At 60.8% G+C, this 10,359-nt stretch carries 8 protein-coding genes and 1 pseudogene; 5 read left to right on the forward strand and 4 right to left on the reverse strand.

The window, feature by feature from the left end; all coding sequences use genetic code 11:
* Nucleotides 1-329: 329 nt before the first annotated feature.
* Nucleotides 330-770: an AraC family transcriptional regulator gene (locus tag GBC55_RS28960; protein WP_162441047.1), complete on the reverse strand. Its 441-nt coding sequence runs from the start codon at nucleotides 768-770 to the stop codon at nucleotides 330-332.
* Between the two features lie 156 nt (nucleotides 771-926).
* Between GBC55_RS28960 and GBC55_RS28965 the strand changes: the two genes are divergently transcribed.
* From GBC55_RS28965 to ycaC, 4 genes are all read left to right on the forward strand, one after another.
* On the forward strand, nucleotides 927-1,847 hold the full coding sequence (locus tag GBC55_RS28965) for a LysR substrate-binding domain-containing protein (RefSeq protein ID WP_162441048.1): 921 nt from the start codon (nucleotides 927-929) through the stop codon (nucleotides 1,845-1,847).
* An 854-nt stretch (nucleotides 1,848-2,701) separates the two neighbouring features.
* On the forward strand, nucleotides 2,702-3,313 hold the full coding sequence (locus GBC55_RS28970; protein ID WP_162441049.1) for an antibiotic biosynthesis monooxygenase: 612 nt from the start codon (nucleotides 2,702-2,704) through the stop codon (nucleotides 3,311-3,313).
* Complete coding sequence (locus GBC55_RS28975; RefSeq protein ID WP_162441050.1) at nucleotides 3,310-5,148, forward strand: amidohydrolase; 1,839 nt, start codon at nucleotides 3,310-3,312, stop codon at nucleotides 5,146-5,148. Before GBC55_RS28970 ends, GBC55_RS28975 begins: the two co-directional genes overlap by 4 nt.
* 69 nt (nucleotides 5,149-5,217) lie before the next feature.
* Nucleotides 5,218-5,844: an isochorismate family cysteine hydrolase YcaC gene (gene ycaC, locus GBC55_RS28980; protein ID WP_008032694.1), complete on the forward strand. Its 627-nt coding sequence runs from the start codon at nucleotides 5,218-5,220 to the stop codon at nucleotides 5,842-5,844.
* A gap of 240 nt (nucleotides 5,845-6,084) precedes the next feature.
* Here ycaC and GBC55_RS28985 read toward each other — a convergent pair whose 3' ends face one another.
* Nucleotides 6,085-7,521, reverse strand: a complete 1,437-nt coding sequence (locus GBC55_RS28985) for a mechanosensitive ion channel family protein (protein WP_162441051.1) — start codon at nucleotides 7,519-7,521, stop codon at nucleotides 6,085-6,087.
* Nucleotides 7,522-7,822: 301 nt separating this feature from the next.
* On the reverse strand, nucleotides 7,823-8,842 hold the full coding sequence (locus GBC55_RS28990; RefSeq protein ID WP_162441052.1) for an alpha/beta hydrolase: 1,020 nt from the start codon (nucleotides 8,840-8,842) through the stop codon (nucleotides 7,823-7,825).
* Nucleotides 8,843-8,969: 127 nt separating this feature from the next.
* Here GBC55_RS28990 and GBC55_RS28995 point away from each other — a divergent pair, with 127 nt between their 5' ends.
* Nucleotides 8,970-9,860, forward strand: a complete 891-nt coding sequence (locus tag GBC55_RS28995) for a LysR family transcriptional regulator (protein WP_162441053.1) — start codon at nucleotides 8,970-8,972, stop codon at nucleotides 9,858-9,860.
* A 137-nt stretch (nucleotides 9,861-9,997) separates the two neighbouring features.
* Here the strand turns inward: GBC55_RS28995 and GBC55_RS29000 are convergent.
* Nucleotides 9,998-10,359 (reverse strand): annotated as a pseudogene (locus GBC55_RS29000) (hypothetical protein); the annotation flags it as partial.

Here is a 10,359-nt window from a genome sequence, read left to right on the forward strand (position 1 = left end):
CGTGGCGCGCCTCGCCGAGCGCATGGCCCGTCCATTGAATTGATCTGCTGGCATTCCTGAATGATTGACGCACAACGACGCAGGCCTGCATCCGCGCCGGCGGCATCAGGCTGAGCCGGACTACCTGTAGCAGCTGCCGAGCCTGCGAGGCTGCGTCCGGCTGCGAAGCAGTCGTAAAACCTGACGACACGGTGTTTCAGACAGACCGCGTTTACCGGGTTTACGACTGCTTCGCAGCCGGACGCAGCCTCGCAGGCTCGGCAGCTGCTACAGGTTTGGCGTTGTCAGGGAATTGGGCGCGAGGTTTGGACGTTCAGGCTTCGTCGGGACTATCGAGCGTGAAGTTGAGATGTGTAGGCGCAGGACACGGTCTGGCTGCGAACAGTCCGGCAGCGCCATGCAAACGGATTGATGCCTTCACTGCGGGTGAAGATGTGGCAGAAATGTGCCTGGTCGCAGAAACCGCACTCCAGGCTGATTTGCGTCAGGGACAGGTCGGTGCTCTCGATCAGTTGCTTGGCACGGGCGATGCGCTGGTGACGAATCCAGTCCTGGGGCGAGAGCCCGGTGCTGCACTTGAAGGCGCGTGAAAAATGACTGCGTGAGAGGGCGCAGGCGCGCGCCAGTTCGGTCACTTCCACGGTTTCACCCAGGCGCTCGAGAATCAGTTGCTTGGCCAGCTGTTCGCGCCACGGAGTCAAACCGCCGGTGTTTTTTTTTCGCGTTTCAGTGACTGCCGCGCGGGCGGTGTTTTGCTGAAAGTGAGCCATGGCAGAGGTCCGAGTCGGTGAAACTCATTCTTGTTCGCAAGGCTCTGGCTGGCGAGTTAATCGTTGTTAATTTCACTTTTATGCCGGGCGCGCTCAAGCAAACTCAGACACAATCATCACCCTCGCGCCTGGCTGAATACATAAGGAACCGTGCCCATGAACCGTAATGATCTACGCCGCGTCGACATGAACTTGCTGGTCATTTTCGAGGCCTTGATGTTCGAAAAGAACCTCACCCGTGTCGCCGAAAAACTCTTCATGGGGCAACCGGCGGTGAGTGCGGCGCTGGGTCGGTTGCGGGACCTGTTCGACGATCCGTTGCTGCTGCGCAACGGCCGTGGCATGGAGCCGACGGCGAGGGCGCTGGCGATTCTCAAAGAGTTGCAGCCGGCGATGGACACCATCTCGGGCGCCGTCAGCCGGGCCAAGGAGTTCGATCCGACGACCAGTAGCGATGTGTTTCGCATCGGGCTGTCGGACGATGCCGAGTTCGGTCTGTTTCCGCCGTTGTTAACGCACCTGCGCGAGGAAGCCCCGGGGATCATTGTGGTGGTGCGGCGGGCGAACTTTTTGTTGATGCCGGCGTTGTTGGCATCGGGGGAGATTTCCGTAGGGGTGAGCTACACCACGGACCTGCCGGCCAATGCCAAGCGCAAGACGTTGCGCGACATTCCCTGCAAGATTTTGCGCGGCGATAAACGGCCGGGCCCGCTGACGCTGGATGAATACTGTGAGCGACCGCATGCGATGGTGTCGTTTTCGGGCGATCTGAGTGGCAACATCGATCTGGATCTGGCGAAGATCGGGCGTTGCCGGCGGGTGGTGTTGGGGGTGCCGCAGTTCAGTGGGTTGCGGGCGTTGCTGGCGGGCACCGAGATGATCGCTACGGTGCCGGATTATGCGGCGTGTGCGTTGGTTGAGGGGTGTGCGTTGCGTGCTGAGGATCCGCCTTTTCCGATTGAGGCGGCGCAGCTGTCGATGGCGTGGAGTGGGGTGCATGATAACGATCCGGCGGAGCGCTGGTTGCGGTCGCGGATCAGTGATTTCATGTCCAGGCCGTTGCCTGTTTTGTCGTGACGAGTGGGTTTTCGGGGCTCCCAGGCTCTTGGATCTGTACCCGATCCCCTTGTAGGAGTGAGCCTGCTCGCGATGGCGGTCTGGCAGCCTACCCGATTCACGCGGCTGTACTCGTTCCTGTGGGAGCTGGCTTGCCTGCGATGGCGGTCTGACCGCCGACCCATTTTTTGCAGGTGTACATATCCATTGCTGCGGTAACGGCCACTTAGGGGTTTCGCCCTTACGGCGACTCACTTTTTTTTCAAACGCCAAAAAAAACTAAGCAAAAAAAGGCTCGCCCCAAGCGTACGGCACCTCGCTAAAGCTCGGTGTTCCCTCGCTCCGGTGTCCCGACGGGGCGGGTGGATCAAAATCAAAAGCTTGCAGGCGAGCTAACGCTCGGCCTTGAGTGGTGAAGGGCAATGGCGGTGGGGGGATCTTCTGTAGGAGCACAGTTTGCTCTGGGCGGCATTCCGACTATAGCGTCCGATTGACCGACCTGATTCACGCGGATGTACCCGATCAAACTGTAGGAGCGAGCCTGCTCGCGAAGACGGCCTGTCAGCCGACCGCGATTCATGCGGCTGTACTCGATCCTGTGGGAGCTGGCTTGCCAGCGATGGCGGCCTGCCTCCAAACCTGATGCCCACGGATGTACCCCTGTCTAAACAGTGCGAGCTAGCCTGCTGGCGATTGCGGTGGCCCAGGCACCACCTGCACCGGGCTGCGAACAGACTTACTCCAGCCATGGTGCTTTTACACCTGACACGAAAACAGCACACACATCCAATTTCCCCCGCACCCGTACCGGCACTATCCACTCATGTCCCGACTTGCATGTCGGGGGTTTGTGCGTTTTTCCGGAGCCTTGCGTTATGCCTGAATCAAACTCACTCGACACGCCTGCAAAGGGTTTTGAGGAGGTCGTGACGCTGGTGGTCAAACACCGGGTCAAGGCCGGTTTTGAAGTGCCGTATGAAGCCTGGTTGCGCAACATCGTTGCCATTGCCGGACAGCAGGAAGGGCACTTGGGCGTGGACGTGGTTCGGGGCAAGAACGCCGGCCTGGATTCCTACACGTGCGTGCTGCGCTTTTGCTCCACGGAGGCGATGCAGCGCTGGCTCGACTCGCCGCAACGGCTGGCGTTGGTGAACGAAGCCACGCCGATGCTTGCCGACGGCGACCAGACCGAAGTCAACCCGGTCAACGAGTTCTGGTTCGCGCCGCAGGTCGACGCTTCGGCGCCGCCGCCACGCTGGAAGCAGGCCGTGGTAACGCTGTTGGTGATTCTGCCCCACACCTTGCTGGTGCCGCTGATCTGGGGGCCGGTGCTGCGCCTCAATGCCTTCCTCTCCAGCTACTTCGTCGCCACTTTCCTGATCACCCTGACCATCGTGGTGTCGGTGGTTTATCTGTTTATGCCGATGGCGACGCGCCTGTTCGCGCCCTGGCTGTCCTCTTCCACTACGCCTAAGGAAACGCGATGAACGCCGATCTTATTTTGTTCAATGGCCAGTTCCATACCGTTGACCGGGAAAACCCGCTTGCCAGCGCCGTGGCCATCAGCGAAGGCCGTTTTGTCGCGGTCGGGACCGATGCGCAGGCCATGGCGTTGCGGGGTGCAAATACCCAGGTGATCGACCTCAAGGGACGTTGCGTGATCCCCGGTCTCAACGATTCACACTTGCACCTGATCCGCGGAGGTTTGAACTACAACCTGGAACTGCGCTGGGAAGGTGTACCGTCCGTGGCCGATGCGCTGCGCATGCTCAAGGAACAGGCTGATCGCACGCCGACGCCGCAATGGGTGCGGGTAGTGGGTGGCTGGAACGAATTCCAGTTTGCCGAAAAACGCATGCCGACCCTCGAAGAACTCAACCAGGCGGCGCCGGACACGCCGGTGTTCGTGCTGCACCTGTATGACCGTGCGTTGCTCAACCGTGCGGCGTTGCGCGTGGCCGGTTACACCCGCAACACGCCGAATCCGCCGGGTGGCGAGATTGTCCGCGATGCCAACGGCGATCCGACCGGCATGCTGGTGGCGCGTCCCAACGCGATGATTCTGTACTCGACGCTGGCCAAGGGCCCGAAGTTGCCGCTGGAGTATCAGGTCAACTCGACGCGCCAGTTCATGCGTGAACTCAACCGTCTCGGGCTGACCAGTGCCATCGATGCCGGTGGCGGTTTCCAGAATTACCCGGACGATTACCAGGTGATCGAGCAGTTGGCCAAAGACCAGCAACTGACCATTCGCATCGCCTACAACCTGTTTACCCAGAAGCCCAAGGAAGAATTGGCCGACTTCAAGAACTGGACCGGCAGCGTGACCCTGCATCAGGGCGATGACTTTTTGCGGCACAACGGCGCCGGGGAAATGCTGGTGTTCTCGGCGGCGGATTTCGAGGACTTCCTTGAACCGCGTCCAGACCTGCCGCAAACCATGGAAGACGAACTGGAACCGGTGGTCCGCCATCTCGTTGAACAGCGCTGGCCGTTCCGCCTGCACGCCACCTACAACGAATCCATCAGTCGCATGCTCGACGTCTTCGAGAAGGTCAATCGCGACATTCCGTTTAATGGCTTGCCGTGGTTTTTCGATCACGCCGAAACCATCACCCCGCACAACATCGAGCGGGTGAGGGCGCTGGGCGGTGGCATTGCGATTCAGGATCGCATGGCGTTTCAGGGCGAATATTTTGTCGAGCGTTACGGCGCCAAAGCCGCCGAAGCGACGCCGCCGATCAAGCGCATGCTGGCCGAAGGCGTGCCGGTGGGCGCGGGCACCGACGCCACGCGGGTGTCGAGCTACAACCCGTGGACTTCCCTGTACTGGATGGTCAGCGGCCGCACCGTCGGTGGTCTGGAGCTGCATAGCGAGGGCCTTTCCCGGCAGACCGCGCTGGAACTGTTTACCCACGGCAGCGCCTGGTTCTCTTCCGAACAGGGCAAGAAGGGCATGATCAAAGTCGGCCAGCTGGCTGACGTCGCGGCGCTCAGCGCAGACTTTTTCAGCGTCGATGAAGAAGCCATCAAGTGGATCGAATCGGTGTTGACCGTGGTGGGCGGCAAGGTGGTGTATGCCGCCGGTGACTTCGAAAAACTCGGGCCGGCCAGCGTCCCGGTGCTGCCGGACTGGTCGCCCGTGGTGAAAGTCCCTGGCCACTGGCGCCCGACCTCGCCGATGCAGGCCCAGGTTCACCATTGCAGCGGCCCCTGCGGCGTACACGCCCACAGCCACGACCGGGCACGGTTATCGAACGCGCCAGTCAGCGATTTCGCCGGGTTCTGGGGCGCTTTCGGCTGCTCGTGTTTTGCCTTCTGACACTCACAAATAAGCGCCGGCCAACTACGTCGGCGCTGTCTGTAACACCCATCCATCGAGGAGTTTTACATGAGCAATGTGCCTTACAAACGCTTGAACAAAGACGACGCGGTTGTCCTGCTGGTCGACCACCAGACGGGCCTGATCTCGCTGGTTCAGGATTTCTCGCCGAACGAATTCAAGAACAACGTGCTGGCCTTGGGCGATGTGGCCAAGTTCTTCAAACTGCCGACCATTCTCACCACCAGCTTCGAAAATGGCCCGAACGGCCCGATGGTTCCAGAGTTGAAAGAGCAGTTCCCGGACGCGCCGTACATTCCACGTCCAGGCCAGATCAATGCCTGGGACAACGAAGATTTCGTCAAGGCGGTCAAGGCCACTGGCCGTAAGCAGTTGATCATTGCCGGTGTGGTGACCGACGTGTGCGTGACCTTCCCGACGTTGTCGGCACTGGCTGAAGGGTTTGAAGTGTTCGTGGTGACGGATGCTTCCGGCACCTTCAACGAAACCGTGCAGCAAGCCGCCTGGGCGCGCATGGCTGCAGCCGGTGCACAACTGGTGAACTGGTTCTCGGTGGCTTGCGAGCTGCAGGGTGACTGGCGCAACGACATGGAAGGCCTGGCAAACCTTCTGTCGCCGCGCATCCCGAACTATCGCAACCTGATGAACAGCTATTCGGTGCTGACTTCCAAATAAGCGAGCACCAGTAATAGTTTCAGGCAATCACGATACTGTGGCGAGGGGATTTATCCCCGTCCGGCTGCGAAGCAGGCGCAAAACCATCACACGCGGTGTACCTGATACACCTCGGTTGCAGGTTTTGGGGCCGCTTCGCAGCCCAACGGGGATAAATCCCCTCGCCACAAATGTATGCCTACAGCATTACGCCAATGCGCGTCATTCCTTATGTGGCCAGCTCCATATCTACAGGTCTGCTCATACATTCTGGCGTTTTTGCAGCCAACTCAAAAAGCCGTTTTTCTTGATGTGCACCGGTTTGGCCATCAACGCCAAACGGCTGTTCTGCTGCCGCACGGCCTGCAATTTGTTCAACGCCAGACCCACCTCGCTGCGCTGCTCCATGCAGTTTCGGGTCAATGACTTGTCGATCCGGTAGATGATGCACGAAGTCAATGTGGTGAACGTGGCCATCGATGGCGTGTCGGTCAGGATGCTCTGTTCGCCCATGACCTCGCTCGGCCCCATGCGTCCGGCTTCGGTGTGTCCGTCACCGTCGTGAACGGTCGCGCTGACCACGCCCGTGGCAATGACCATCAGGTTGTCCGGTACCTCGCCCAGTTCCAGCACAACCTGGCCTGCCGCGTACTGCTGCGGGACCATGGACCGTGCCAGTTCATCGCGTTCGTTTTCGCTCAGGGAGCGGAAAATTTTCACTTCGTCCAGCAAGGCACGGGCGCGGGTGGAGGGTTCGATCACGCCATCGAGCTGCCGGGAAATACCCGCCGCTTCGAGATGCCGATGTGCCAGGTCGAACAGCTGATTACGCACTTCGCTTTTCTTGCCCAGCTCGGTAATGAAGCCACTGGCCACGTATTCGGACATGGTTTCGCCGGCCTCCTTGAGCACGGCTTTCGGCGCCGGATTCAACAACAGGCTGCTGCTGCCTTGAAGCGTGCGATCCAGTGCGTCGAGCACTCGGCGTGGGCGGATGTGGTTGGGCACTTGAATGCTGATCGACACGCCGTGCATGTTGCTCGGCCGACTGAGGTTGACGATTTTTGCTTTGGCCGCCACCGAGTTCGGCACCACTGCCGTACTGCCGGCACTGGTGAGGAGGTGCGTGGCGCGCCAGTCGATGTCGAGCACCTTGCCTTCCACGCCGTCGATCACGATCCAGTCATCCACCTGATAAGGCTTGGTGGTGTTGAGTACGATGCCGGAAAACACATCGCTCAAGGTGCTTTGCAGCGCCAGACCGACGACGATCGCCACCACGCCTGAAGTCGCGAGCAATCCCTTGACCGGCAGCTCCAGCACATAACCGGCCGCGGCGACGATGGCGATCAGAAACACCAGCGCGCCGATGACGTCCTGCAGCAACCGACCGCTGTGACCGATGCGTCTCATCAGGATCAGGCCGATGACCTCGGTGAGCACCCGTGCCGCGTACAACCACCAGAGAATCCCCAACGCCGTGGCCCCTGTTTGCGCCACGGAATCATCGGCAAACAGCGGTGCCTGCAACGGGCTGACGCCAGCGTTGATGATGAGCGCGCTGAACACCAGAAACAATGCCAGGCGCACACCCACCCGAACGACGCGGTGTTTGAACGGCGCGAGGTGCCAGAGCACCGTGTCGATCACCAGCAGCAGGGCGCTCAAGGAGAGCAGGTGGGCGAGGAGGAAGGACATGGGGGGACGCTCCAGGGAGAATGTTTGCGTTGGATGTAGCCGCTGCCGAACCTGTCAGGACAATACGGACTCTGTAGCAGCTGTCGAGCCTGCGAGGCTGCGTTCGGCTGCGAAGCAGTCGTAAATCCTGTACACGCGGTCTTCCTGAACGACCACATCGACTGATTTCACGACTGCTTCGCAGCCGAACGCAGCCTCGCAGGCTCGACAGCTGCTACAGGGGACCGGTGCAGCCTCGCAGGCTCGACAGCTGCTACAGGGGACCGGTGCAGCCTCGCAGCTTCGCGAGGTCGCAAGGAACTCAGTTAAGGTGGGTCTTCAGTTCCAGCGCCGCCTGACGCACCGCCGCTTTCACTTCAGGAATCTGGCTCAGCGGATTCAGCAACCCGAAGTCGTGAATCATGCCGTTGTAGCGAACCGCCGTCACCGGCACACCCGCCGCATCCAGATGCCGGGCGTAGGCCTCGCCTTCATCACGCAGCACGTCGAACTCCGCCGTCTGCACCAGCGCGGCTGGCAGGCCTTTGAGCTGTTCGGCGCTGGCTTGCAACGGCGACGCATGGACCTGCGCGCGTTCGCCGGCGTCAGTGGTGTAGTTGTCCCAGAACCAGCTCATCATGCCCTTGGTCAAGAAATGGCCCTCGGCAAACTGCTGATACGACCCGGTGTCGAACCGGGCGTCAGTCACCGGCCACATCAGCAACTGGAAGCGCAATGCCGGGGTTTTCTGTTCCTTGGCCATTAACGCCACGACCGCCGCCATGTTGCCACCGACGCTGTTGCCGGCCACCGCGAGGCGCTTGCCATCGACGCCGATGTCCTTGCCGTGCTCGGCGACCCAACGGGTGGCGGCGTAGGCCTGGTTGATTGCGGTCGGGTACTGCGCTTCCGGTGAAGGCGTGTAGTCGACGTACACCGCGACGGCACCGGAGCCGACAACCAGGTCGTGGATCAGACGCTGGTGAGTCGGGTAATCGCCCAGCACCCAACCGCCACCGTGGAAGAACATGAACACCGGCAATTCACCTTTGACCTTGGCCGGACGAACGATTTTCAGGTTGATGGTTTGCCCGTCGACCTTGATGGCGCGGTCGCTGACGTCCACTCCCGACAGATCAACCTTCACTGAATTCTGCGCACCGGTCAGTACTGCACGGGCCTCTTTCGGGCTCAACTGCTCGAGGGGCTTGCCACCGCCGGCGGCGAGGGCTTCGAGGAAGGCTTGGGTGTTGTGTTCGACACCGGGGCTGCCCGCCGCAAACGCGCTGCTGACGGAAAGGGCGAGGAGGGAGGCGGTCAGGGTTTTCTTGACGAGGTTCATGCGGGCAAATCCTTTTAATGTGAGAAGAAGGTCCCGGCGGGAGCATGCGGGGTGAACACAGATTAATAGGGTGCCGGAAAAGGAAAAAGCCGCTATAAAGTGTTTGACTGTCAACCAGGACGTGACAATGAACCCTTTTGAAGATATGCGTATTTTTTGCCAGGTGATGGACTCCGGAAGCTTCACCGCGGCGGCCGATCAGTTGGGGCTTTCCAAGCAATTCGTCAGCCGACGTTTGATGCAACTCGAAGAGCGTCTGGGGGTGCGGCTGCTCAACCGTTCCACCCGGCGTCTGGACGTCACGCCGCTGGGCCAGAGTTATTACGAGTCAGCCTTGCGCCTGCTGGGTGAAGTCGAGCAAGTGGAGCAGGGCATCGCCGGGCAGACCACGGAGCCGCGCGGCACGATTCGGGTGAGTGCGCCGCTGTCGTTTGCCCTGGCTCATCTGGGGTGTTTGCTGCCGCTGTTTCTGAAGCGTTATCGCGACGTCACCGTGGAAGTCGACCTGAGTGATCGCCCGGTGGATTTGCTCAGCGAGGGGTATGACCTGGCGTTGCGGATCGGAACGCTGGAAGACTCGACGCTGATTGCTCGTCGCATCGCGTCCATCGAGCGTGTGTATTGCGCCAGCCCGGCTTATCTGGCGGAGCATGGCACGCCGCTTAAACCCGAAGATTTAATCGCCCACGATTGCCTGCCTTACGGTCATGGCCGTCAGGTGCAATGGCGTTTCGAAGGGCAGGGCAAACCACTGGCTGTGCAGGTCACCGGGCGGATGCGGGTCAACAACGGTGAATTGCTCAAAGACGCAGCGATTGCCGGTATGGGGGTTACGTACCTGCCGACGTTTATTGTCGGGGCGGCCTTGAAAGATGGCAGGCTGGTGCCGGTGCTGGATGAGTTTCGGCCGGAGCCGCTGACGTTGTCGGCGGTGTACCCGCAACATCGCCAGGGGTCGAGGCCTGTGCAGGCGTTGATCGAATTCTTGCGTGAGCGGCTGGATCAGACCGAGGTCTGAGGCACATAACGAACCCGCGTAGGAGGGGCCGCAGGCTGCGATCTTTTGGTCTTGATCTTCGAAAAAAACAAGATCAAAAGATCGCAGCCTGCGGCACCTCCTACAGGGGGGTGTGGAGCTCGGGTGACCAGCGCCCGTCAGGACCTCTTGTCATCGCCCGGCTCACCGCCGACATGCACACCACGGTCATCGCCGACTTCTCCGTTGGCATGCACGCCGCGGTCGTCGCCGACTTCTCCGTTGGCATGAACGCCGCGGTCGTCGCCGACTTCACCCGCACGATGTACTCCGTGGTCATCACCCACTTCACCAGCGCGATGTACCCCGTGGTCATCCCCCGGCTCGTTGTGGGTGCCGCTGCGCCCGGACGAGGATGAGGCGGTGTTGCCGGAATGGCCCGAGCCATGGTCGCTGCCGCTGTGACCACTGCCGCTGTTGCCGCCGCCACCGCTTCCGCTGTGACTGCCACCACCGCCACTTCCGCTTCCGCCGTGACCAC

The organism is Pseudomonas sp. TNT3 (genome assembly GCF_010095445.2).
Classification (GTDB): domain Bacteria; phylum Pseudomonadota; class Gammaproteobacteria; order Pseudomonadales; family Pseudomonadaceae; genus Aquipseudomonas.

Excerpts from the sequence above, each read along its gene's own strand:
- GBC55_RS28960 (WP_162441047.1), bottom strand. The coding sequence starts at position 770 with ATGGCTCACTTTCAGCAAAACACCGCCCGCGCGGCAGTCACTGAAACG.
- GBC55_RS28965 (WP_162441048.1), top strand. The coding sequence starts at position 927 with ATGAACCGTAATGATCTACGCCGCGTCGACATGAACTTGCTGGTCATT.
- GBC55_RS28970 (WP_162441049.1), top strand. The coding sequence starts at position 2,702 with ATGCCTGAATCAAACTCACTCGACACGCCTGCAAAGGGTTTTGAGGAG.
- GBC55_RS28975 (WP_162441050.1), top strand. The coding sequence starts at position 3,310 with ATGAACGCCGATCTTATTTTGTTCAATGGCCAGTTCCATACCGTTGAC.
- ycaC (WP_008032694.1), top strand. The coding sequence starts at position 5,218 with ATGAGCAATGTGCCTTACAAACGCTTGAACAAAGACGACGCGGTTGTC.
- GBC55_RS28985 (WP_162441051.1), bottom strand. The coding sequence starts at position 7,521 with ATGTCCTTCCTCCTCGCCCACCTGCTCTCCTTGAGCGCCCTGCTGCTG.
- GBC55_RS28990 (WP_162441052.1), bottom strand. The coding sequence starts at position 8,842 with ATGAACCTCGTCAAGAAAACCCTGACCGCCTCCCTCCTCGCCCTTTCC.
- GBC55_RS28995 (WP_162441053.1), top strand. The coding sequence starts at position 8,970 with ATGAACCCTTTTGAAGATATGCGTATTTTTTGCCAGGTGATGGACTCC.